Consider the following 22,096-nt stretch of genomic DNA (forward strand, 5'->3'; position numbering starts at 1 on the left):
AATTTTAATTTTAAAAGCGAATTTAGTGGCGCGCGCTAAGCTTTATTAAATCAATACTTCGTTACAATCCACATTAAATTTTAAAACCGAGGCGAAAAATGTCTAGAATTCCGCTGCAAAGCCCGTATTTCGGAATATTCGTAATGCTAATCCTGGCTTTTTGCGTCTTTTCGCTCATCGTTAAACTATCCTCTTTGGTGGGCTCGCGTTTAGCAGATAGGCGTGACGAGCGACTAAAGGGCGAAATTTACGAAAGCGGCCCCGAGGCCGTCAAACAGCCCAATCGAATGAACTCCCACTTTTTTTTGATAGCCGTGCTTTTCATACTTTTTGACGTCGAGATTATCTTTATGTTTCCGTGGGCGGTAAATTTTAAAATTTTAGGCGTGTTCGGGCTTATAGAGATGGCGTTTTTCATCGTATTATTAGGTATCGGTTTCATCTACGCCTGGAAAAAAGGAGCGCTAAATTGGCAGAGCATAAGATAAACTACGCGCGCGAAAACGGGCTTCCCGTAGTTCTTACCACCGTAGATAAGCTGATTGCGTGGGGCAGGAGCAACTCTTTGTGGGCGATGACGTACGGGCTTGCTTGCTGTGCGATCGAGATGATGGCGGCGGGCGCGGGCAGATTTGACTTTGACCGCTTCGGCACGATATTTCGCGCAAGCGCCAAGCAATCGGACGTGATGATAATCGCAGGCACGCTTAGCAAAAAGCACGCCGAGTTTACGCGCCGCCTATACGACGCGATGCCAGAGCCTAAATGGGTTATCAGTATGGGTAGCTGTGCCAATACCGGGGGAATGTTTAATACCTACGCGACGGTACAGGGCTGCGACCGCATAGTGCCAGTTGATATCTATCTGCCTGGATGCGCGCCGCGCCCCGAGACGCTGCAGTTTGCGATGATGGTGCTGCAAAAAAAGATCCGCACCCAAACCCCGCGCCGCGCGCAAAAGGCAAAAAGGCTGATCTGATGAGAAAATTTAATCCCAAAGGCGATCAGAGTAAAAAAAATTACTACAAAGACAGATTTTTCGTTCCCGAAGAAACACCTAAATCCAGCGCAAACGAGAGCGATTTCAAAGACGATCTGGACGCGCTTGAAGGCGTCCAAATTTTAAACTCATACGTGGAATTTAACACTCTCGTGCTCTACGTGGAGCCTGCGCAAAATTTAGCGGCGCTGCGTGCGCTTAAGGGCGCGGGATATGAAATTTTATGCGAGCTAAGCGGCGTGGATTTTACCGAGGCTCGCGGCGGCATCGAGGTTTTCTATCAGCTTTTGGATATCAAAAGAGCGCGCCGCGCGCGGCTAAAGTGCTTCGTGCCGAATGAGAGCTTTTTGCAAAGCGCTGCGGGCATCTATAAAAGCGCGAACTGGGCGGAGCGCGAGCTATACGATATGATGGGTGTTTGGATTGAAAATCATCCGAACTTAGCGCGCCTAATAATGCCCGATGATTGGTTCGGACACCCGCTTTTAAAGTCCTATCCGCTGCAAGGAGATGAGTTTGCGAAGTGGTACGAGGTGGATAAAATTTTTGGGGTCGGCGCGCGCGAGCGGATCGGCGAAGAAAACCGAAATTCCGCATTCGTGGATGAAAAAGATACCTTTAACTTCGCGCGGCTCTATCACGAGGGCGGTTACGGAGAGCCGCGGCCGCAAGAGAAAATTTTACAAGAATATCAGGAAGAGGGCGGCGTGCGTTTCGTAAAACGCGTTAAACGCGGAATTTACAAGATCATCACAAAGAGAAAATAATGCAAAATCCAAGCAAGCTAAGACCGTTTTTCGAAAACATCGAGTACGAGCGCGAGGGCGCGAATATGATCTTAAATTTCGGTCCGCAGCATCCAAGCGCGCACGGCCAGCTAAAGCTAGTGCTGGAGCTTGACGGCGAGCGTATCGTGCGCGCCCGCCCCGGCGTGGGCTACATGCACCGAGGCATCGAAAAGATGGCAGAAAATATGATCTACGCGGAGTTCGTTCCAGTAACAGATCGCATCGATTACATCGCATCGGGCTCGAACAACTACGGCTTTTGCGCCGCGGTCGAGAAGCTCTGCGGCATTGAAGTGCCGCGCCGCGCGCAGATCATCCGCACGATCTTGCTTGAGCTTAATCGCATCAGCTCGCACCTTCTGTTTTTGGGCACGCACGCGCTTGACATCGGCGCGATGACGGTATTTCTTTATTGCTTTCGCTCGCGCGAATATATACTCGATCTGATAGAAAAATACTGCGGCGCGCGCCTTACGCACAATAATATCAAAATCGGCGGCGTATTTTTGGACCTGCCTAACGGCTGGCTAGAAGAGATGTTAAAATTTTGCGACGAATTTCCAAGCGACATTAAAGAGCTTGAAGATCTGCTCGATACGAATAGAATTTGGCTGATGCGAACCGAAGGGGTGGGCGTGATCTCGCACGAAGACGCTCTTAGCTGCGGCTGTAGCGGCGTGACGCTCCGCGCTAGCGGACATGCGTGGGATATCCGCAAGGAAGAACCATATCTCATCTACGACGAGCTTGATTTCGACGTGCCGTATGCGAGCGAGGGTGACTGCTACGCGCGTTATAAATGCTATATGGCAGAGATGCGCGAGAGCCTTAAAATTTTGCGCCAGTGCGCGAAGCTCTATCCGCTGAGCGATCCGCAAATTTTAGCGATCGACCCCGCTTACGTAAATCCTAGCAAAGAGCAGATTATGACGCAGAACTACTCGCTGATGCAGCATTTCGTGCTGGTTACGCAGGGCTTACGCCCGCCCGTGGGCGAAATTTACGCCGCGAGCGAGAGTCCTAAGGGCGAGCTTGGATTTTATATCCGCTCGATGGGCGAAAGCCGCCCGTACCGCCTTAAGATCCGCACGCCGAGCTTTTGGCATTGCGCGGTCTATGAGGAAATTTTACCGGGGCAGTATCTTGCCGACGCCGCGGCGATCATCGGCAGCACTAATATTATCTTAGGCGAGGTGGATCGATGAAGCGCTACGATTTGAGGCATCTGGGCAATAAATTTTTAAACCGCATGGGCGAAATTTTAAAAAATTCCGCTCGCGGCGAGACGATGATCTTTATGTTTGAGATGGGCGATTTCAGCGCGGTTCAAAAAAGCGCCGATCTGGTGGAGGGGCTAAATTCCACGCTTTTAAGCTCGATCCGCTATAACCAAGTCGATTGGATGGTCGTCGCCAAAAAGGGGAGAGGATGAAAATTTTAAATTTCGCGTCGCTGCTTAGCCTGCAAAATCCCGCGCTTGCAGAAGGTTTTAAGAGCGCTGAAATTTTAAGCGTATCGCCGCTACAGGATCCGCATCTTCCAGGCGAGCTGATAAAATGCGAGATCGGCGCGCAAAGCTTCGTGCTGGCGCTAATCTGCGCTAGTTTTTGCGACGAGCCCTATTTTGCGGAGCTGGATCTGGAGTATCTAAGCGGCGAAAGCAGCGTAGGCGAGGAGGAGATCGAGCAGATTTGCGAGTTTTTGCAAAGCGGTTGCGACGCGCTTTTGATCGACGATGCGCTTATTAAAACTCATCCAGACGCCGAAAATATCAAAGCCTTTCTATTTCTTATAGCGGCGAAGTTCGGGGTTAAAATTTTAAGCTTACGCGGCGAGCGAGCGGATTTGGGCGCACAAGAGCAGGCAAATTTAAGCCCGCTTAAAGAGCCTGAGAATTTCGACGGCGCCGTGGTTTTCAAACACGATGCGGACGATCGGCTCATCGGCGGAAGATATTTTTGCATGGTCGCAAAGATCAAGGACGGCGATCGCGTCCGCATCAAAACGCCGCACCTAAATTTAGAAAAAGAATTTATTTTGGACGAGGGGCTAAAGGGCACGATTGCGCTTTTGGGCTCGGGCGGGCAGGGCTTTGGCGGTTATAATTTCGAACTAGCCGAAATTTCTAAGGTTTAAAATGGCAAAGATCACAATCGACGGTAAAGCTTGCGAGTGCGACGAGGGCGAGTATATCTTGCAGGTTGCGCGTCGCTGCGGCGTTTTTATCCCTGCGCTTTGTTATCTAAGCGGCGGTACGCCGACGCTCGCATGCAGGCTTTGTATGGTCGAAGCGGACGGCAAGCGCGTCTATAGCTGCAACGCCAAGGCCAAGGACGGCATGGTCGTTTACAGCCGCAGCCCCGAGATCGACGCCGAGCGCGAGGCGATTACGCAGGTTTATTGTATCAACCATCCGATGGCGTGCGGGGTTTGCGATCAAAGCGGCGAGTGCGAGCTTCAAAATTTAGCTCATCTAATGCGCACGAATGCCCAAAGCTACGCTATCCGCGATACGGCGCGCGAGGTGCAGGATTGGGGATATTTAAGCTATGATCCTAGCCTTTGTATTGTCTGCGAGCGCTGTATCACCGCCGCGAAGGACCGCTTGGGCGTAGATGCGTTTAAGCTTGTTCCGCGCGGCGGAGACGCGCCGAGTAAGGAGCAAAAGGACGCGATGCCCAAAGACGCCTACGCCGTATGGAACAAACTTCAAAAAAGCCTAATCGCGCGGGTAAATGAAAATGATGATTGCGTAAACTACGGCGAGAGCGCGGCGGTCTGCCCGACGGGGGCTCTGGTAGAGAGCGCGTTTAAATACGTTTCAAACGCCTGGGAGCTGCGTCAAATCCCCGCTTCCAATCCGCACAGCAGCGACTGCGAACTGCTTTATTACGAGGTCAAGCGCCGCGGCATAGGCGACCCGCGTGAAAGAATTTATCGCGTTAGCAGCGACATAAATTTTAGCGTCCTGCATGCAGGAGCGCGCTTCGGCTGGGATTTTTCAAACGAGCGGGCGAGCAAAAACGAAGCGGTTTTTAACCGCATCGTGCGCGGCATCGAGGACGGCGAGATTAAAAATATCAAATTTAATAGCTTCATCACCAACGAAGAAGCTCGGATTTTAGAGCTTTTGCGTCAAAAATTTAAGCTCGCTCTGATTAACGACGAAGCGCTTGCGTATCAAAAATTTTTGCGCAAATTTTCTAAGCTTAGCGGCACGAAATTTTATAATGCGGATTCGCAGACGATCAAAAATAGCGATTTCATCGTAGTTTGCGGCACGTTTTTACGTAGCGACGCGCCAAATTTGGGCTATGCGGTAAACAGCGCCTGCAAGCTAAATAAGGCAAGCGGGATCTATTTTCATCCGTTTTGCGACGAGGGCATTAAGGGCTTTAGTAAAAATTTCATCCATCAACCGCATGCCGCGGGGTTGGAGGCGCAGATCCTGCTTTGGATCTTGCAGAAATTCGGACATGATTTGCCTGGATGGTTGGATGAGAAACTCGCGGCGGAATTTGAAATTTCGCGCGCCACGGTGAAGCAAAATTTAGATGAGAAATCCGTGGATTTGCAAAATCCTGAGAATTCTACGGAGGCAAATGGTGCCGAGAACGTTGCGAGTGAGAGCGGTGCCGAAAATTCCGCAAGCGCGGACGGCGGCACTGAAAATTCCGCAAAAAATTCCGTGCAGAATTCCGAAAATCCTGCGGAAAGTAAAATTTCAAATTTTGCCCGCACGCTCGGGCTGGACGAGCAGAAAGTGGATGAGCTTTTGGCTAAAAAGGAGAGTTTTTCGCTCATCATCGGCGAGGATTTTATCCGCACGCCAAATAGCGCCACGCTCGCGCGTCTAGCGGGTTTGGTGCAGCGCTACACGCCGCTAAAAGTGCTAGTGGTGCCGCCGCGCACGAACAGCCTTGGCGTCGCTCTCATCTGTGAGATTAGTGCGCAAATGAGCGCGGGCGAGACGCTAGGCTACAACGAAGCGGGCGATATTAGCTTCGGCGTGCTGGAAGCCGATCTGGACGCGCCTAGCTTGGTGCAGCAGGAGGGCACGTTTACGAACTACGACAAGCGCGTAGTGCCTACCAATGCGGCGCTTGATTATGGCGGTTACGAGCTAAACGATATTGCCTGTGCGCTGGGAGTTTGCGCGGAACACGCGATCAGCTATACGCCGAGCCTGGGCGCGGATTTTGAGCAGGTTAAATTTGATGATTTAGAAAATTTTTACGACAACGGCGGCGCAAACCACCGCGGATATGAGCTGCGAAATGAGAAGTTCACCGCTAGCGAGGAGGATTTTGAAATTTCACCTTCCGCGCCGCTTAGAGCAGGCGAGGGCGAAATTTTAATCTATGAGGCAAATCCGCTGCATCAATTCAATAAATTTAGCGGCGCAAGCAGCGCTCTGGGCGAAGCGGGCGCACTGTATCTAAGCCCTAGCATCGCCGAAAGCTTGGGCGTGAGCGCAGGCGACGTCGTTAAAATTTATCAAGCAGACGATGCGGGGCATAATGAAAAAACTAGCGGCGCAGGCAAAACGAGCGCCACTAATGATAAAAGTGGCGCCGGTCGTGCAAAAAAAGCGGATCGCTCTAGCGGCGCGGGTAAAGCTAGTATCTCTGACAATGAAAATGGCGAAAGCGGCACAGAGGAGCTCGTAAGCTTAAAGCGCGAAATCGTCGCTAGCGTAAAGATCGATAAGTGCTTTAGCGGCGCGTATCTGCCGTATTTTGATGAGAAACTTCGCGGCGAGATATTTTTCAAAACCTCGCGCTACGCCATTGTAAAAATCGAGAAAATTTCAAATTCCAAAGGAGAGGGCAGATGAGCGATAGTGCATTTTATTTCGTAGCCACCGTCTTAAAGGCGCTCTTGATTTTAGCCGTCATCGCGCTACTCTCAGGGCTTGCGACCTATGCCGAGCGTAAGGTGCTTGCCTTTATGCAGCGCAGGATCGGGCCTTCTATGGTTGGACCTGCGGGACTTTTGCAGGTGGGTGCGGATATGATAAAGCTTTTTACCAAAGAGGACGCGATCCCTGCGCGGGCAAATAAGCTTCTTTTTAAGATCGCGCCGATCATATCGGCTACGGGAGCTTTCGTGGCGCTTTCGGTGGTGCCGCTGCTGCCGGAGTTTACGATCGGCGGGCGAACCATCCAGCCGATTTTAAGCGATATAAATGTGGGAATTTTGTTCCTACTCGGGGCTAGCGGCACCTGCGTTTACGGACTGCTGATCGGAGGGCTTGCGAGCTACAATAAATGGGGAACGATAGGCGCGTTTCGCGCATTTTTGCAGATCACCTGCTTTGAGGTGATAAACGGGCTTAGCCTGATCCCTATCGTGATGATCACGGGCTCGCTCTCGCTTATAGACATCGTAAGCGCGCAAAGCGGCGGCATCGACAAGTGGTTTATCTGGAAAGAGCCCGTCTGCTTCGCGCTATTTCTCATCGCCGCTTTCGTCGAGTGCAACCGCACGCCGCTGTGCCTTACCGAAAACGAAACCGAGATCGTAGCGGGCGCCGGTACGGCGTATTCTGGCATGCGCTGGGGTATGTTTTTTATCGGCGAATACGCTAATATCATAACCTACTCCGTCGTTACGACGCTACTGTTTTTGGGCGGATTCAACGCGTTTTGGTTTATCCCCGGCGGCATTATGATGGTATTAAAATCAAGTCTCGTGTTTTTCTGCTTCCTATGGGCGCGCGCGGCGTGGCCGCATCTACGCCCCGATCAGCTGATGGGGCTTTGCTGGAAAGTCTGCATGCCGTTAGCTCTTGCTTGCGTGCTAATTACCGCGCTAGTGATCGTTTAAGGAGGGCGCGATGGCAAGATATGTCCAGATTGATAAACGAGCCCCTATTAAATCCGGCGGCGATAAGCTACGCAGATTCCTCTCCCGCACCTTTAACGGCGAGCTTTTCGTGGGGCTGTGGGTGGTGCTAAAAAATATGTTTAAGCGCGGCGGCTCGCATACGCTTCGGTATCCTATGGAAAAATTTGTCATGCCGCCTAGATACCGCGGCGTGCACAAGCTTATGCGCCTGCTTGAAAGCGGCAGCGAGCGCTGCATCGGATGCGGCTTGTGCGAGAAGATCTGCGTGGCGAACTGCATCGCGATGGAGACCAGCCTCGGCGCCGACGGTCGCAAAAAGGTAGATAACTACTCGATAAATTTAGGGCGCTGCGTCTATTGCGGGCTTTGCGCGGACGTCTGCCCCGAGATCGCTATCGTGCACGGCTGCGAATATGAGCTTGCTAGCGAACAGCGCGCGTATTACGGCTTTAAAGAGGATCTTTTGATCCGTGGCGAAAATTTATGTTTAAACGGCGCGGCGCAGGAGTTTGCAGGCTACGGCAGCCTGGATGAAAACGCAGGCGCGCGGATCAAAGTGACGCCGAACGCTTATATAAAAAGCGACGCTGCAAGCGATGAGCTAAGCTTAAAGAGCGCGGATTCAAATTTAAAAAATAGCGCCGCGGAAAGCTCTAAAAAAGAGGGTGCCGCTAGCGATAAAATTCTATTTTCAGGCGGCGCGGGCTTAAGCGACGAAATTTTAGCCGAGCGGCAAGACCTGGGGCGGGCAAGCTTAAAGGAAAGCTCCGCCGCGGACGCCGAAAATTCTAAAGAAAATTCCGTTACGGACGCTCAAAATTCCGCGCCTGATTCGCAGCGAAATTCCAAAGAAAGCCCCGTCTCTCAAAGCGCCGACGATTCCGCTACGGATAGTATAAATTTGGCGGAGAATTCTAAAGGAAATTTTGCTCCGCAGAGCGCCGAAGATTCCGCCGCTCAAAGTAAAAATTTTAAAGATAATTCGGTTGCGCCGCACGCCGAAAATTCTGTCGGTGAGCTTGCTACGAACGACGATTCCGTGGAAAATCCTAAAGAAAATTCCGCGACGCAAGACGAGGGAAATTCCACGACGCGAGGTAAAAAATCTAAGGCAAATTCCAAAAAGAATTCTACTGAGAAAGCTGAAAATTCTACGCTTGATTCGGCGCGGAATTCCAAAGAAAATTCCGCCTCTCAAAGCGCCGAAGATTCCGCCGCGCAGGGGGAGGAGCAATGATACAAACGCTTGCATTTTATTTTTTCAGTGCGGTTTGCCTGGCGCTTTTCGGCATCAGCGTTTTTAGCAAAAACGTCCTTTACGCCCTTAGCGCGCTCGCCGGCGGTATGGTCTTTATGAGCGGATTTTTCTTCTTGCTGGATGCGGAGTTTTTAGGCGTGGTGCAGATCATAGTTTACACGGGCGCCGTGATCGTGCTTTACGGCTTCGCGCTGATGTTTTTGGGGGCAGATAAAAACGTAAGCGAGCCGAAAAAGGGCGCAAGGCTATTTTTCGCGCTTAGCGGCGTGGTCGCATTTTTGCTCGTGATTATCGTGCTCGGCGCGGTGGTTGCGAACAACGTAGAAACGCTTAAAATTTTAAACACCGACGATACCGAGGCGCTTGGGATGATTATTTTTACGAAATATCTAGCGATTTTCGAGCTTGCAGCCGTGATGCTGCTCGTGGCGATGATCTGCGCTATCGTGCTTGCGCATAAGCAGATGGACGCAAGCCTGACATACGAAGAGAGCGAGGGATAAAATGGGTCTAAATCACTATCTGATCGTCGCTGCGATGATGTTTGGACTCGGGCTTGCGGGTATGATGAAGCGACGGAATTTAATAATGCTCTTTTTTTCGAGCGAAATTTTATTAAATGCCGCAAATTTAGCCCTCGTCGCCGTGGCGAAATTTTACGACAATATAAACGGCGAAATTTTTGCGCTTTTCATCGTAGCGATCGCCGCGAGCGAGATGGCCGTGGGGCTTGGGCTGCTCATCTTGTGGTATAAGAAAACGGGCAGCATCGAACTTGACAGCTTCGTAAATTTTAAAAATCCTTCTAAGGACGGGCCGGATGCTTGATACCGTTTTTGTATGGCTCTTAATCGCCCTTTTTGCACCGCTTGCCTCGGCGATCTTCGCAGGCGTTTTCATTCGCGCCAAAGATAAGATGTTTATTGGCGTAATCTGCTCGGCGCTGGTGATTTTAAGCACTATCGCGTCGCTTGCTTTGATGGAGCTCGTCTCTGACAACCGCCTAATCAGCGTAAGCTTAGCCGATTTCATAAGCACGGGATTTTTGGATGCAAAATTTAGCTTTCTCATAGATAGCGTAAGTGCGGTGATGATGGTGGTCGTAGGCATCGTTTCCAGCGTCGTGCACGTGTATTCGATCTACTATATGTGGGATGATGAAAACTTCTCTAAATTTTTCAGCTTCCTGGGACTTTTCGTATTTTCGATGCTGGTTTTGGTAACGAGCGATAATTTTTTAGGACTTTTTATCGGCTGGGAGGGGGTCGGACTCTGCTCATGGCTGTTAATAGGCTTTTGGTATGATAGGAGCAATTACAGCTGGTGCGCCAACGAAGCTTTCATAATGAACCGCATCGCAGATCTTGGGATGTTGCTTGGAATTTTTTTGATCTATTTAAATTTCGGCTCGTTGCGCTACGAGGTGTTATTTGCGAACGCAGCGAGCTTGGAGCCTGAAATTTTAACTCTGATCGCAGCGCTTTTATTCATCGGCGCGATGGGCAAAAGCGCGCAGTTCCCGTTCCATACCTGGCTTGCCGACGCGATGGCGGGTCCAACGCCCGTATCCGCGCTTATTCACGCAGCGACGATGGTTACGGCGGGCGTTTATCTGGTAATCCGCGCAAACGCGATTTTCGCGCTCGCGCCGGAAGTAAGCGGCTTTATCGTCTGCTTGGGCGCTTTTGTGGCGGTCTTTGCGGCATCGATGGCGCTGGTTCATAACGATCTTAAAAAGATCATCGCCTACTCCACGCTTTCGCAGCTCGGCTATATGTTCGTAGCCGCGGGGCTCGGGGCGTATTGGATCGCGCTATTTCATCTGGCGACGCATGCGTTTTTCAAAGCGCTTCTATTTTTGGGCGCGGGCAACGTAATGCACGCGATGAAAGACGATCTAAATATCCAAAATATGGGCGGATTATATAAGTTTATGCGGCCTACGGCGATTTTGATGTGCATAGGCTCGCTCGCGCTTTGCGGATTTTATCCGTTCGCGGGCTTTTTTTCAAAAGATAAAATTTTGGAAGCGGCGTGGAGCGCGGACGCGTATTTTATCTGGGCGCTGCTGTTTGCGGGCGCTGCGATGACGACGTTTTACAGCGTGCGTCTGATAATGCTTGTGTTTTTCGGCAAGCAAAATTTTACCCACCATCCGCACGAGGCGAAAGGCTTCGCCCTTATCGCGATGGGCGTGTTAGCCGTGCCTGCGGTAATCGCGGGCTTTTTCGAGCACGATTTTGCTGAGTTCGTGCTTAGCATACTGCCGGGCTTTAAAGTTTCGATCCCGCACGGCGTAGAAGTAATTTTGATCGCCCTAACGCTAGCGATGATAAGCGCGGTGGCGATCGGAACGATTTGGACATACGGCAAGGGTAAATTTAGCCAAAATTTAAAGAACTGCAAATTTTATAAAATTTTGATCGCGCAGTATTTTATCCCGCAGCTTTATGGGCGCATCGCACAGGCGTATGCGAAGCTGGGCGAGATCTGCGCTAAATTTGACGGCGCGATCATAGACGCCAGTGTTGATCTGATCGCCCGCATCGCGGTAAAAAGCGGCGAAGGTGCGGATCGCGTAAGCAATAGCGGAGATTTAAGCGCAAATTTAAGGTGGATGGTTTTGGGATCTTTCATTTTGCTGATTTTGGCGTTTGCGCTGTGAGGTGGGCATGGAATACTTTTTAAGTTTGGTTATATTTTTCCCGGCGGTAGCTGCGGTTTTGGGCTTTTTAATCGACGAAGCGAGCATCAAGACCTACGCCGTTACGATGAGCTTCATAGAGTTCGTGCTTTCGCTCGTTTTGTGGATACTTTACGAGCCGGTGGAAGGCATCGCTTTTAGCGTGCTGCACCCTTTTATAAGCGAATACGGTATCAACTACTTCATCGGCGTGGATGGAATTTCGCTATTTTTAGTGATCCTAAGCACGCTGGTTACATTTTTAGCGCTACTTAGCCTAAGCATTAAAGAGCGCGCCAAAAATTTAATCATCTGCATTCTATTTTTAGAGATGACGATGGTGGGCGTTTTCGTGGCGCTGGATGCAATTTTGTTTTACATCTTTTGGGAGCTTTCGCTCATTCCGATGCTCTATATCATCGGCGCGTGGGGTAGCGGCAAGAGAATTTACGCCGCGGTAAAATTTTTCATCTACACTTTTTTAGGCTCGATGTTTCTGCTCGTAGGGCTCGTAGCGATGAGCTATTTCTATCACGAGGCTACGGGCGAGTATAGCTTTAATATCCTAGATTGGCAGAGCCTGTCGCTGCCGCTTAGCACGCAAATTCCTCTGTTTTTGGCATTTTCGATAGCCTTTGCGATCAAGACGCCTTGCTTTCCTTTTCATACCTGGCTGCCGTATGCACACGGGCAGGCCCCTACGATAGGCTCGGTTCTGCTTGCCGCGGTGCTTCTTAAGATGGGCACCTATGGCTTCGTGCGATTTTCGCTGCCGCTGTTTCCGGATGCGAGCGTCTATTTTAGCGGGATGATGTGCGCCGTAGCGATCGTTATGATCATCTACGCGAGTTTCATCGCCTTTGCGCAAAAGGACATCAAACAGGTTATCGCGTATAGCTCGATCGCGCATATGGGCATCATAATGCTAGGAATTTTTTCAATGAGCCGCGAAGGAATGAGCGGCGCGGTATTTTTGATGATCAGCCACGGTATCGTAAGCGGCGGGCTTTTTATGCTCGTAGGCTTTTTATACGACCGTAGGCATACGAAGCTTTTCAGCGAGTTTGGCGGGCTTGCGCGGGTGATGCCGCTTTATGCGTTTTGCTTTTGCGTCGTGCTGTTAGGCTCGATAGGTCTTCCGCTTACGATCGGCTTCGTGGGAGAATTCCTAAGCCTTGTAGGAATTTTTAAAATAAGCTTTAGTTACGCGCTCTTGGGTGGACTCGGCATCATAATGGGCGCGATCTATTCGATGAATCTTTATAAAAAGACCTTCTTCGGCGCGCTAATGCATGAGGAAAATAAAAAGCTAAGCGATCTAAATAGAACCGAGCTTTGCTCTATCATCCCGATCTGCGTGCTGGTAGTAGTGCTTGGCGTAGCGCCGAATTTGATGCTAAAGAGTATCGAGCCTAGCGTGACGCAAAGTCTTGAGCTGATGTTTAATAAAGCCTCGCAAACCGCGACCCGCGCCTATATGGAAAAAGCAAATTTTAAGGTAAGAAGCGATGCAAAATAATCTTTTAAATTTAGCCTCGATCGCGCCTATGGCGATACTCGGAGGATTTGCCCTGCTGATGCTCGCGGTTTCGCTTTTTGCGCGCACGCTATCATATAAATTTTACGCCGTCATCACGATACTAGCTCTAGCTCTTGGCTTCGGGCTCGTTTTTGGATACAACAGCGGCATACGCGGGCTTTTCGACGTAATGCTAGTGGACGGAATCGCGACGCTATCGATGCTTATCATGCTCGCAGGTTCGATATTTTTCATTTTTCTGTCTTTGGGCGCAAGAAGCGCGCACGAGTACCACACCGCGGAATTTTTCGTGTTATTTTTATTCGTGCTTGTGGGGTATGAGTTTATGGTCGCGAGCGAAAGCTTAATGATGATCCTCGTTGGGCTTGAGACGGGTTCGCTGGCGCTTTATACGCTAATCGCGCTGCATAATCGCGCCAGATCAATCGAAGCGGCGCTAAAATACTTCATAATGGGCGCGCTGGGATCGGGCTTTTTCGCATTCGGTGCGGCGATGTTTTTTTTATCGACGGGCTCTATGGAAATTTCAAACATCGCACAGATCGCTAAGAGTTCAAATTTACAAACCAGCGTCCTACTTTTCGCCGCCTGCTCATTTATGATCGTCTCGATAGGATTTAAGCTCTCGCTGATCCCGTTTCATACCTGGACGCCCGACGTTTACGAGGGCGCGAGCTCGGCAATGACGGGCTTTATGTCCGTAGTCCCTAAAATTGCGGGCTTTGTTGTAGCGATCAGGCTGTTTGAAGCGCTGGGAAGTATCGGCGTGCAGTGGCTAAACATCGTGCTCTACGCCGTAGCGGTGGCTACGATGAGTCTAGCAAACCTCATGGCGCTCGTGCAGCGCGACGTCAAGCGGATGCTTGCTTTCAGCTCCGTTTCGCACGCGGGCTTCGTACTCTGCGCGATCGTGATCGGCTCGACGCAGGCAAATGCGGCGCTTTTTACCTACTGGATCTTATACGCCGTGGCGAATCTCGGGGCGTTTGCCTTCATATGGTGCGTACGGCAAAGGCGCGCGCGCTCGTTAAATTTAAAATTTAAAACCCAAAGCCCCGCTTTAAATTTAAATGCAAACGGCGAGGAGAAATGGAATTTTACGCGTAAAACGGCGCCTGCTTTTGCGGCTGATCGCGAGAGCGGCTTTGCGGCAGGCGACGACGGGCTAAATTTTAAAGCCGAAGCGGACGAGAGAAATTTTAAGCTCGAGGATGAGGCCGGCGAAGGAAATTTCAAAACCGAGAGGTTTGAAAAAAATTTTAAATTTGACAGCGGCGGACGAGGCGGAGGTATTAAAATCGACCGCGACGCGCAGGCTAGGAGCCGTGCCGATAGGCCAGGCGCCGAAATTTGCGCGCAAAGCTCCAAGTTCGCGGCTCGCTTCGAGCATCCGTTTGAGAAATTTGACGGGCTCATTCGCACCCATCCGCTCTTTGCGCTATGTGCGGCGATCTTTATGCTCTCGCTTGCGGGCATTCCGCCGTTTAGCGTGTTTTGGGGCAAGATGTATCTGCTAAGCGCGGCGGTCAATTCGGGCTACTTTGCCCTCGCCGTCATCATGGCGGTAAATAGCGCGCTCGCGCTGTATTACTACCTGCGCCTCATCGTGCGTATGTTCTTGCACGAGCCGCGGGAGGATGCGGGGCTTGACGGCTCGCTGAGCGCGGTCTCGGTGCAGATAAAATTTGCCGTCGTGCTAGCTAGCGTGGCATGCGTGCTGGCGCCGTTTTTGGTAAAATTTCTAACCGGCGCGGTAAATAATTTCGTCTTTTTAAGCGGGTATTGAGCTAAAATTTTAAGCGTGAATTGAACCCATCGCGCTTTGCTGGCAAGGAGAGATATGTTTTTGGGCGAGCTAAGTGCTGACGGCTACGGTTTTGCGCTGCTTGATGTGCGCGATTTGAGTGAGTTTTTAAAGGAGCGAAAATGCAGAGCAAAAAAGCTTCTAAGCTACTGGGACACGCACAAGCAGCTGTTTTATGACGCCGTAAAGGGCGCTAAAGCTTTACACTTCTACCCGCTTACGGTGCGCAGCTATGAGATCTTCGTTTGCATTGACGAGGAGTTTGCGCCATCTGCGGGCTACGAAGTAGCTTTCAAGCGCGATAGGCTGTATTTCGCCCCGCAAAGCGACTCCGCGATCCTAGCGAGCTTCGATGCTTTGCAGCATCGTTTCGATAAGCTAAAAAGCGGCGAACTCGAGCTAGGCTATGAGTGTCAAAGCGGCGTTGCGGGCAAGATACGAAAATTTAATTCCACGCTCAAGCTTGGCTTGCAAAGCGGCACTTACGAGCTTTGCGTCGTTGGGCTAAAAAACAGCTCGCAGCACTTCGAGAAATACGGCTACGCCTTTATTTTCAAGCGCAACCCAAGCGCGGAAAATCAAAATTTCAGTAGGCTTGACAACGATAAATTTAGCTTTGATATTTGCGAAGGCGATTAAATTTAATCGAAATTCCGCGCCGCACGAGACCTTGGCGCGACCTGCAAAATTTCAAAGACGCGATTCAGCGCGGTAAATTAAATCTAAATTTTACTCCCTTACTCCGTTGTTTTTTAGCAAACGCGCAAATTTTGATAAATTTCGATTTTAAATCTCGCGGCGAAGGAGCTTTAAAATTTCACGCTCCAGCTCTTGCGGCGGCGCCGAAATTTTATCCACAAACTGCGAGCGGTTGAAGGTGCGCTGGCGCTTTGCAAGCTGTACCGTGTGCAGGCTTACGAGCTGCTCGCACTGCGCCCGCGAGATCTGCCCGCGCAAAAGCTGCCCGCACTCCTTTAGTCCGATGCAGCCTAGCGCCCTGCATTCCGCGCCGTAGCGGGCGAATAAAAACTCCGCCTCCTCTAAAAGCCCGCGCTCAAACATCGCCTTCGTGCGCGCCTCGATGCGCTGCGTAAGCCACTGCTTGGGCGCCTCGATCTCAAAAATTTTAATATCCGAAATCACGGGCGAGGCGGTGTTTTCGCGCAGAAATTTACTCGGCGCCTCGCCGCAAAATTTATAGATGCTTAGCCATTTTTTTAACCGAAAGCTGTCCGCCGCGCTAAGCTTTGCGGCAAATTCCGGATCGATTCGCTGCGCTAGGGCGTAAATTTCATCGTTTGAAATTTCGCTTTTAAAATCGGGAACCTTCGGCGCCAGCCCGCTTAGCATCGCCTTTAGATAAAACCCGCTGCCCCCAGTGATTATCAAAGGCGCGCCGCTACGCTCTGCGAAAGCCCGCGCAGCGGCGTATTCTTTGATAAACTCGCCGACGCTAAAGTATTCGTTTGGATAGATTAAATTTACGCCGAAGTGCCTGATTTCGCGCAGCTGCTCCTCGCTTGGCTTAGCGCTTGCGATGTCGATTTGCCGGTAAATGCAGAGCGAATCGAGGCTCAAAATCACGGCGCCGATTTCGCGCGCGATACTTAGCGCAAGATCGCTTTTGCCGCTTGCGGTGGTGCCGATGATCGTGATCTGCGGGCTTGCGTGCGAGTTTTGGTTTTGGCTCAAGGCGTTTCCTTTCGTAAATTTTTCGTTCAAATTATATCAAATTTAGAGCTATTCTTACTTTTTTTTGATACAATGGTGCCCAAAATAAGGGGCGAAATGGCTAAATTTAAAGAAATTTTATCCGATATCAACGAATTAATAGTTTTTAAACACTCAGTTTTCGCGCTGCCGTTTATCTTTACGGCGATGATTACCGCGAGCAAGCTGCAAAGCGGCTCGGTATGGTTCGGCTGGAAGTTGCTTTTTTTGGGGATTTTATGCGCGGTGAGCGCGAGAAGCTTCGCGATGGCTCTAAATCGTTACTTGGACGAGGATATCGACCGCGCCAATCCGCGCTGCGCTTCGCGCCCTAGCGTGGACGGACGGATCGGGCGCGGGAATTTACTGCTTTTCATCATCGCAAACGCGGTGGTTTTCATAGCGGTTTCGGCGCTTATAAATCCTTTGGCGCTTAAGCTTTCGGTGCCGATTTTAGCGGCACTGGGCGGGTATTCATATTTTAAGCGTTTTAGCGAGACCGCGCATTTGATGCTCGGCTTTTGCTTGGGGCTTGCGCCTATTGCGGGAGCGATTGCCGTTAGCGGCGGAATTCCGCTGTGGTCGGTGCTGCTATGCTTTGGAGTAGTATTTTGGGTAGGCGGCTTTGACGTGCTGTATTCGCTTCAAGATATGGAATTTGACCGCAGCAACGGGCTTTACAGCATCCCTGCGCTTTACGGCAAGGAAGCGTCGATGTTTATCTCTAAAATTTTTCATGCCGTAGCGGTGCTTTTTTGGCTGCTGTTTTGCGCGGCGGCAAATTTAGGCTTTTTTGCCTATCTGGGCGTGGCTGCGTGCGCGATAATCCTGTACTTCGAGCATAGGATCGTACGTAGTGATTTTAGCAAGATTGATCGCGCGTTTTTTACGCTGAATGGCTACTTGGGCATTGCGTTTTTCGCTTTTATTTTTGTAAATTTATTTTAAGGAACCCCTATGGATCTTAACACTATCATCATTTTAGGACTTTGCGTCGTTATATTTTTGATGTTTTTCGTCATATATTTTAAGGATAAGCAAGCGGATAAAAAATTCGAGAGATTCGATCAGGTGCTGACCGACGCTATGCAGGAAAATTATCTGCTTAAAAAGAAGGTCGAGGAGCTAAAAGAGATGATCGATTCGGGCGGCAAAGTCGCTCCCAATATCGATATAAACGCGATTGCCGACGTAATCGACGAGACGATAGAACAAAGACTAGACGTAGTGCCTACGATGATCGACGAGCGGGTAGAAAAGCAGATCAGACCGCTTCTGGATCAGCTTAAAGAGCTCATCGGCTCGGTAAGAAAATAGCCGGAGCAATATAAAAATAAAATTTTGCAAAATCGCTTTGTTTTTTATATAATCGCCGCAAATTGATATTAAGGCAAAATATGCTAATTGATAAATTTGGACGAACGATCGATTATTTGCGCATTTCGGTTACGCAGCGGTGTAATTTCAGATGCAGATATTGCATGCCGAGCACGCCGTTTAACTGGGTGCCGCGAGAGAATATTTTAAGCTTTGAGGAGATGTTTTTATTCGTCAAGGTTGCGATCGACGGCGGCGTGAAAAAGATCCGCATAACCGGCGGCGAACCGCTGGTGCGAAAGGGGATCGAAGATTTTATAAAGATGATCGCGGATTACGCCCCAGGTATCGATCTTGCGCTTACTACCAACGGATATTATCTCAAAAACTACGCGCGCGCCTTGAAAAACGCAGGGCTAAAGCGTATCAATATGTCGCTTGACTCTCTGCGTCCGGAGCGGGCTAAATTTATAGCTCAGCGCGGCGTGCTTTATAACGTCTTAGAAGGCCTTGACGCCGCGCTTGAAGCGGGATTAAAAGTCAAGCTAAACACCGTCGCGCTAAAAGGCATCAACGACGACGAGCTTATTTATTTGCTGGAATTTGCCCGCGAGAAGGATTGTCAGATCCGCTTCATAGAATTTATGGAAAACACCCATGCCGGCGATCTTACAGGCTTAAAATCGAGTGAAATTTTAGATATTTTAAGGCGTAAATTTATCTTTACCGCTCTACCAAAATCGCAGAGCTCGCCCGCGTCGCTTTACGCGCTCGGGGACGGCTATACCTTCGGTATCATCGATCCGCACAAGCACGATTTTTGCGAGAGCTGCAACCGTATCAGACTAAGCGCCGAGGGGCTTTTGATCCCGTGTCTTTACTTCGAGGACGCGCTAAGTATCAAAAAGGCGGTTAAAGAGGGCGACATTGCCGCAGCCGCCGAAATTTTGGCTAAAATTTTAGCGAATAAGCCCGAAAAAAATCGCTGGCAAGCGGACGCTTCGAATGAAATTTCAAGCCGCGCATTTTACGAGACGGGCGGATGAGGCTTGTTGAGAGCTTTTTAAGTATCCAAGGCGAGGGCAAATACGCAGGCAGGCTCGCGTTTTTCTTTCGCTTTGCGGGCTGTAATCTGCGCTGTGCGGGCTTCGGCGGCGAGCGCATTTCGCCAAAGACCGGCGAGATCTTGCGCGGTTGCGATACGATCCGCGCGGTTTTTACAAACCACTTCGAGCATGAAGAAATTTTAAATTTAACGCAACTTTTGAATAAAATTCCAAATTTATCAGATCTGTCCTGTTTCGCACCCGCATGCTCTGCGCCGGGTTTTTGCGCCGCCGAGTCTTTTTCTAAAAGCGATACGTTAAATTCCGCCGCCGCGCAAACATCTCCCCGTCCAAACGGTAACGCAGAAAAATCTTTAAATTTAACGAGCGAAAATTCTTTAAATTTCGCAGTGCAGAATTATTCAAATTTAAATCCGCAAAGCTCCGTCTCGCCGCAGAGTGCTAAGCTTTATCAAAAGCCCATCGTCGTTATCACCGGCGGCGAGCCGCTGCTGCACTATAAAGAGGCGCTATTTTACGAGTTCGTCTGCGAGCTGCTTACGCGCGGACACGCGGTGCACTTCGAAACCAACGGCACGATTTTAGTGGATTTTGAAAAATTCCCCGCTTACAAAAGCTGCGTCTTTGCGGTCTCGCCCAAGCTCTCAAACTCTGCCGAGCCGCGCGAACGTAGGCTGAACTTCGCCGCGCTACGAAGCTTAAAACAAAACGCAAAAGATAGCTTTTACAAGTTTGTGATCTCGCCCGAGTTTGACGCGCAGCCCGAGATCGCCGAAATTTTAGCGGCATGCGGCGGCGAGGTTTATTGTATGCCGCGCGGCGCAGATCGTCGCGAGCTGGAAAGCGCCGCGCAATTTTGCGTGGATTTTTGCCTAAAAAACGGCTATAATTACTCCGATCGCCTGCACATTAGAATTTGGGGCGAGAAGGACGGGGTATGATAATCAGGAAATTATACGAATTTGAAAACGCTCATATCGTGCGCCTGTGCGGCTCGAAGCGGTGTCGCACGAGCATCCACGGCCACTCTTACAGATGCGAAATTTTGCTTAGCTCAAATTTTTTGGATGAAGCGGGGATGGTTTATGATTTCGGCTACATGAAGCTCGGTATCCGCGAGCTTATCGATAGTTTTGACCACGCCGTGACGATCTACGCGCGCGACGATGCGGGCTATGTCGCAGATCTTAAAAAACACAGCGCGCGCTGGGTGCAGATACCGCTAAATCCGAGCGCGGAGCAGTTTTGTAGAATTTTTTTCGTTCTAATCGACCGACTTTTGAGTTTAACTCAGATGCAAAACGGCGAGCGCGAAGTAAAGCTTCATAGTGTCGTCGTGCATGAAACAACCACCGGCTACGCGCAGTGCTTCCGCGAGGACGCCTACAACGCGCAGATGGGCGAGATCGCGCTAGATGAGATAGAATTCTCGCCCGCCGTGCGCGAGGAATGGAGGCAGCCGGAGCTTTGGCAAAAGCTACTGCGCGGCGAAAAAATCATCTATCCAAAGGATTGCTGATGAGAAATTTCTTTAAATTTGACGCGGGGTTTGTGCGTGTTTTTGCCGCGTGCGCGATCTTTGCCTGCGCGCTTGCTTTGAGTGGCTGCGATGATGAGAAAAAGGACACCTTGCAAAAGCCGCCGGTAGATAGCGAGGTGCCGAAGGACGTGCCTATCGCGCCTAGCGAGCCTAAAGTCGATATAAACGCCGATATGCCGCCGCTTCCGGTGACTGAATAGGACGGAGCGTTGAAAAATCGGCGGCTAAATTTGAAAATTTTTAAAATTTGCATAGTTCGTATGTGGCACGCAAGCGCGATTTTGGCGTTCTTCTTACCCGTGCGATCTGCGCAGAGAAATTTTAAATTTTATAAAGCTCTAACTGCGAAATTTCATTCTTGGCGCGAGAAATACGGCACGGAACCGCAATTAAAATATGCGGTAAATTTTAACGCAACAAATATCCGCAGCCGCTTTGAAGGATTTTTAAAATTTCAAAGGCGCGGAACAGGTCTGTTTGATCTCGCGCCGAAAAAATTTGCGTTGAAATTCGGTACTTTCGGCTCTAGCTGCGCAAAATTTTATCCTGCGAATTTAACCCCCTGGCGGAAGTGATGGATTATCTGTATCAAAGCGCCTTGGGCTTTCATAAATTTTTCGCGCTAGCTGCGGCGATTTTAACGATAATTTATCTGATTTTGACCCAGCTTAAGATCGATGCGGCGGCGGAATTTTGCCCTCGCAGCGAGGCTTTAAATTCCGCCGCCTCCGCGCCGCAAGCTGAAAATTTAAAGCAAAAGAGCAGATCTGGGCTTAGATTTCTTAGGCGCATCAGGCTGTTTTTGCCGATATATTATGCGACTCTCGCGGCGCTGATAATTAGCGGAAGCGTGATGCTGCCGGTGCTGCGCTTTGATCTGAGCTTTAAAATTTACTTTATGGCGGTCGGATCGCTAGCGATGATCGCGCTTAGCGCGGTATCGTACAAGCGGCTGAAAATCGCGTATCTAAGTCAAAACTTTGCGTCGTATCAGCGCAAAATGCGGGTGATTTTGGGGCTAAGCTTAGTGATAATTTTGATAGCGAGCGTTATTTGATGGTATATTTTTACGATAAGTTTGCAGGCGAACAGAGCCTAGTTTTGCAGAATGATCAGTTTTTGCACCTAAAGGCCAGACGAGCAAGGGCGGGCGAGCGCATAGACGTGCGAAATCTAAAGGACGGGGCGAGTTATCTATATGAGATCGCCGAAATTTCGCGTAAAGGTGCGGCTCTGAATTTGGTTTTTAAAAGCTCCGTTTTTACGCCGAGCCACGATTTTTGCGTCGCTTGGGCGGTCGTCGAGAGCGCCGTGATCGAAAAGAGCCTGCCCGCGCTAAACGAGATGGGCGTCGGGCGGGTTGTTTTGGTCTATGCCGATCTGTCGCAGAAAAACGTGCGGCTCGATCCGCAGAGGATGGAGCGGATTTTGATCAACTCGTCGCAGCAATGCGGGCGAAATTCCATCATGCAGATCGAGGTTTTGAGCGGCTCGGACGAGCTCGCGCAAAGATATAAAAACGTAAGCCTGATCGATTTT

General features: G+C 50.1%; 25 protein-coding genes and 1 pseudogene. 25 read left to right on the forward strand and 1 reads right to left on the reverse strand.

Annotated elements, in window-relative coordinates; all coding sequences use genetic code 11:
* Positions 1-98 precede the first annotated feature (98 nt).
* The 15 genes from Q0372_RS00055 to Q0372_RS00125 are packed head-to-tail and all read left to right on the forward strand — an operon-like array spanning position 99 to position 15,562.
* Positions 99-488, forward strand: a complete 390-nt coding sequence (locus Q0372_RS00055) for an NAD(P)H-quinone oxidoreductase subunit 3 (RefSeq protein WP_297883368.1) — start codon at positions 99-101, stop codon at positions 486-488.
* Entirely contained in the window at positions 470-979 is a 510-nt protein-coding gene (locus Q0372_RS00060; protein WP_005869772.1) for an NADH-quinone oxidoreductase subunit B family protein, read from the forward strand. Before Q0372_RS00055 ends, Q0372_RS00060 begins: the two co-directional genes overlap by 19 nt.
* Positions 979-1,767 carry an NADH-quinone oxidoreductase subunit C gene (locus Q0372_RS00065; protein WP_298101210.1) on the forward strand — a complete coding sequence of 263 codons (789 nt, stop codon included), beginning with the start codon at positions 979-981 and terminating at the stop codon, positions 1,765-1,767. Before Q0372_RS00060 ends, Q0372_RS00065 begins: the two co-directional genes overlap by 1 nt.
* Entirely contained in the window at positions 1,767-2,993 is a 1,227-nt protein-coding gene (nuoD, locus tag Q0372_RS00070; RefSeq protein ID WP_298101212.1) for an NADH dehydrogenase (quinone) subunit D, read from the forward strand. Before Q0372_RS00065 ends, nuoD begins: the two co-directional genes overlap by 1 nt.
* The gene (locus Q0372_RS00075) at positions 2,990-3,220 is read left to right on the forward strand and encodes an NADH-ubiquinone oxidoreductase subunit E family protein (RefSeq protein WP_298101215.1); all 231 of its coding nucleotides are present in this window, start codon (positions 2,990-2,992) and stop codon (positions 3,218-3,220) included. Before nuoD ends, Q0372_RS00075 begins: the two co-directional genes overlap by 4 nt.
* The gene (locus Q0372_RS00080; RefSeq protein ID WP_298101217.1) at positions 3,217-3,924 is read left to right on the forward strand and encodes a hypothetical protein; all 708 of its coding nucleotides are present in this window, start codon (positions 3,217-3,219) and stop codon (positions 3,922-3,924) included. Before Q0372_RS00075 ends, Q0372_RS00080 begins: the two co-directional genes overlap by 4 nt.
* Before the next feature lies 1 nt (position 3,925).
* Positions 3,926-6,625, forward strand: coding sequence for an NADH-quinone oxidoreductase subunit G (locus Q0372_RS00085; protein WP_298101219.1), 2,700 nt, complete (start codon positions 3,926-3,928; stop codon positions 6,623-6,625).
* Positions 6,622-7,617, forward strand: coding sequence for an NADH-quinone oxidoreductase subunit NuoH (gene nuoH / locus Q0372_RS00090; RefSeq protein WP_298101221.1), 996 nt, complete (start codon positions 6,622-6,624; stop codon positions 7,615-7,617). Before Q0372_RS00085 ends, nuoH begins: the two co-directional genes overlap by 4 nt.
* A gap of 10 nt (positions 7,618-7,627) precedes the next feature.
* Positions 7,628-8,875, forward strand: a complete 1,248-nt coding sequence (gene nuoI / locus Q0372_RS10360; RefSeq protein ID WP_366810275.1) for an NADH-quinone oxidoreductase subunit NuoI — start codon at positions 7,628-7,630, stop codon at positions 8,873-8,875.
* Positions 8,872-9,399 carry an NADH-quinone oxidoreductase subunit J gene (locus tag Q0372_RS00100; RefSeq protein ID WP_298101223.1) on the forward strand — a complete coding sequence of 176 codons (528 nt, stop codon included), beginning with the start codon at positions 8,872-8,874 and terminating at the stop codon, positions 9,397-9,399. The genes nuoI and Q0372_RS00100 overlap by 4 nt, the downstream gene beginning before the upstream one ends.
* A gap of 1 nt (position 9,400) precedes the next feature.
* Positions 9,401-9,724, forward strand: coding sequence for an NADH-quinone oxidoreductase subunit NuoK (gene nuoK, locus Q0372_RS00105; protein WP_005869753.1), 324 nt, complete (start codon positions 9,401-9,403; stop codon positions 9,722-9,724).
* On the forward strand, positions 9,717-11,561 hold the full coding sequence (gene nuoL, locus Q0372_RS00110) for an NADH-quinone oxidoreductase subunit L (RefSeq protein WP_298101224.1): 1,845 nt from the start codon (positions 9,717-9,719) through the stop codon (positions 11,559-11,561). Before nuoK ends, nuoL begins: the two co-directional genes overlap by 8 nt.
* A gap of 7 nt (positions 11,562-11,568) precedes the next feature.
* On the forward strand, positions 11,569-13,098 hold the full coding sequence (locus tag Q0372_RS00115; protein WP_298101226.1) for an NADH-quinone oxidoreductase subunit M: 1,530 nt from the start codon (positions 11,569-11,571) through the stop codon (positions 13,096-13,098).
* Complete coding sequence (locus tag Q0372_RS00120; protein ID WP_298101228.1) at positions 13,088-14,905, forward strand: NADH-quinone oxidoreductase subunit N; 1,818 nt, start codon at positions 13,088-13,090, stop codon at positions 14,903-14,905. Before Q0372_RS00115 ends, Q0372_RS00120 begins: the two co-directional genes overlap by 11 nt.
* A gap of 54 nt (positions 14,906-14,959) precedes the next feature.
* Positions 14,960-15,562 carry a hypothetical protein gene (locus tag Q0372_RS00125; RefSeq protein WP_298101230.1) on the forward strand — a complete coding sequence of 201 codons (603 nt, stop codon included), beginning with the start codon at positions 14,960-14,962 and terminating at the stop codon, positions 15,560-15,562.
* Positions 15,563-15,709: 147 nt separating this feature from the next.
* Here Q0372_RS00125 and miaA read toward each other — a convergent pair whose 3' ends face one another.
* On the reverse strand, positions 15,710-16,615 hold the full coding sequence (miaA, locus tag Q0372_RS00130; RefSeq protein WP_298101232.1) for a tRNA (adenosine(37)-N6)-dimethylallyltransferase MiaA: 906 nt from the start codon (positions 16,613-16,615) through the stop codon (positions 15,710-15,712).
* 96 nt (positions 16,616-16,711) lie between these two features.
* Between miaA and mqnP the strand changes: the two genes are divergently transcribed.
* From mqnP to Q0372_RS00180, 10 genes and pseudogenes are all read left to right on the forward strand, one after another.
* Positions 16,712-17,581, forward strand: coding sequence for a menaquinone biosynthesis prenyltransferase MqnP (gene mqnP, locus Q0372_RS00135; protein WP_298101234.1), 870 nt, complete (start codon positions 16,712-16,714; stop codon positions 17,579-17,581).
* A gap of 9 nt (positions 17,582-17,590) precedes the next feature.
* Positions 17,591-17,950: a hypothetical protein gene (locus tag Q0372_RS00140; RefSeq protein WP_005869739.1), complete on the forward strand. Its 360-nt coding sequence runs from the start codon at positions 17,591-17,593 to the stop codon at positions 17,948-17,950.
* Positions 17,951-18,030: 80 nt separating this feature from the next.
* Positions 18,031-18,996, forward strand: coding sequence for a GTP 3',8-cyclase MoaA (gene moaA / locus Q0372_RS00145; protein ID WP_298101236.1), 966 nt, complete (start codon positions 18,031-18,033; stop codon positions 18,994-18,996).
* Positions 18,993-19,226 (forward strand): annotated as a pseudogene (locus Q0372_RS00150) (7-carboxy-7-deazaguanine synthase QueE); the annotation flags it as partial. The gene moaA and the pseudogene Q0372_RS00150, both read left to right, overlap by 4 nt.
* Entirely contained in the window at positions 19,215-19,958 is a 744-nt protein-coding gene (locus tag Q0372_RS00155; protein ID WP_366810279.1) for a 7-carboxy-7-deazaguanine synthase QueE, read from the forward strand. The pseudogene Q0372_RS00150 and the gene Q0372_RS00155, both read left to right, overlap by 12 nt.
* Entirely contained in the window at positions 19,955-20,536 is a 582-nt protein-coding gene (locus Q0372_RS00160; RefSeq protein WP_298101238.1) for a 6-carboxytetrahydropterin synthase, read from the forward strand. The genes Q0372_RS00155 and Q0372_RS00160 overlap by 4 nt, the downstream gene beginning before the upstream one ends.
* Complete coding sequence (locus tag Q0372_RS00165; protein WP_298101240.1) at positions 20,536-20,757, forward strand: hypothetical protein; 222 nt, start codon at positions 20,536-20,538, stop codon at positions 20,755-20,757. The genes Q0372_RS00160 and Q0372_RS00165 overlap by 1 nt, the downstream gene beginning before the upstream one ends.
* A 30-nt stretch (positions 20,758-20,787) precedes the next feature.
* Entirely contained in the window at positions 20,788-21,132 is a 345-nt protein-coding gene (locus Q0372_RS00170) for a hypothetical protein (RefSeq protein WP_298101242.1), read from the forward strand.
* The gene (locus tag Q0372_RS00175; protein WP_298101243.1) at positions 21,132-21,614 is read left to right on the forward strand and encodes a hypothetical protein; all 483 of its coding nucleotides are present in this window, start codon (positions 21,132-21,134) and stop codon (positions 21,612-21,614) included. The genes Q0372_RS00170 and Q0372_RS00175 overlap by 1 nt, the downstream gene beginning before the upstream one ends.
* Positions 21,614-22,096: RsmE family RNA methyltransferase (locus Q0372_RS00180; protein WP_298101248.1), on the forward strand; the 483-nt coding region annotated here is incomplete at its 3' end. The genes Q0372_RS00175 and Q0372_RS00180, both read left to right, overlap by 1 nt.

This window comes from uncultured Campylobacter sp. (assembly GCF_937997405.1).
GTDB lineage: Bacteria > Campylobacterota > Campylobacteria > Campylobacterales > Campylobacteraceae > Campylobacter_B.

Bases quoted from the DNA above. Each gene is read 5' to 3' on its own strand.
- nuoL (WP_298101224.1), top strand. From the start codon at position 9,717: ATGCTTGATACCGTTTTTGTATGGCTCTTAATCGCCCTTTTTGCACCG.
- Q0372_RS00160 (WP_298101238.1), top strand. From the start codon at position 19,955: ATGATAATCAGGAAATTATACGAATTTGAAAACGCTCATATCGTGCGC.
- Q0372_RS00085 (WP_298101219.1), top strand. From the start codon at position 3,926: ATGGCAAAGATCACAATCGACGGTAAAGCTTGCGAGTGCGACGAGGGC.
- Q0372_RS00120 (WP_298101228.1), top strand. From the start codon at position 13,088: ATGCAAAATAATCTTTTAAATTTAGCCTCGATCGCGCCTATGGCGATA.
- nuoD (WP_298101212.1), top strand. From the start codon at position 1,767: ATGCAAAATCCAAGCAAGCTAAGACCGTTTTTCGAAAACATCGAGTAC.
- Q0372_RS00080 (WP_298101217.1), top strand. From the start codon at position 3,217: ATGAAAATTTTAAATTTCGCGTCGCTGCTTAGCCTGCAAAATCCCGCG.
- Q0372_RS00065 (WP_298101210.1), top strand. From the start codon at position 979: ATGAGAAAATTTAATCCCAAAGGCGATCAGAGTAAAAAAAATTACTAC.
- moaA (WP_298101236.1), top strand. From the start codon at position 18,031: ATGCTAATTGATAAATTTGGACGAACGATCGATTATTTGCGCATTTCG.
- Q0372_RS00055 (WP_297883368.1), top strand. From the start codon at position 99: ATGTCTAGAATTCCGCTGCAAAGCCCGTATTTCGGAATATTCGTAATG.
- Q0372_RS00115 (WP_298101226.1), top strand. From the start codon at position 11,569: ATGGAATACTTTTTAAGTTTGGTTATATTTTTCCCGGCGGTAGCTGCG.
- Q0372_RS00125 (WP_298101230.1), top strand. From the start codon at position 14,960: ATGTTTTTGGGCGAGCTAAGTGCTGACGGCTACGGTTTTGCGCTGCTT.
- Q0372_RS00100 (WP_298101223.1), top strand. From the start codon at position 8,872: ATGATACAAACGCTTGCATTTTATTTTTTCAGTGCGGTTTGCCTGGCG.
- Q0372_RS00140 (WP_005869739.1), top strand. From the start codon at position 17,591: ATGGATCTTAACACTATCATCATTTTAGGACTTTGCGTCGTTATATTT.
- nuoH (WP_298101221.1), top strand. From the start codon at position 6,622: ATGAGCGATAGTGCATTTTATTTCGTAGCCACCGTCTTAAAGGCGCTC.
- Q0372_RS00075 (WP_298101215.1), top strand. From the start codon at position 2,990: ATGAAGCGCTACGATTTGAGGCATCTGGGCAATAAATTTTTAAACCGC.
- Q0372_RS00175 (WP_298101243.1), top strand. From the start codon at position 21,132: ATGGATTATCTGTATCAAAGCGCCTTGGGCTTTCATAAATTTTTCGCG.
- mqnP (WP_298101234.1), top strand. From the start codon at position 16,712: ATGGCTAAATTTAAAGAAATTTTATCCGATATCAACGAATTAATAGTT.
- nuoK (WP_005869753.1), top strand. From the start codon at position 9,401: ATGGGTCTAAATCACTATCTGATCGTCGCTGCGATGATGTTTGGACTC.
- nuoI (WP_366810275.1), top strand. From the start codon at position 7,628: ATGGCAAGATATGTCCAGATTGATAAACGAGCCCCTATTAAATCCGGC.
- Q0372_RS00165 (WP_298101240.1), top strand. From the start codon at position 20,536: ATGAGAAATTTCTTTAAATTTGACGCGGGGTTTGTGCGTGTTTTTGCC.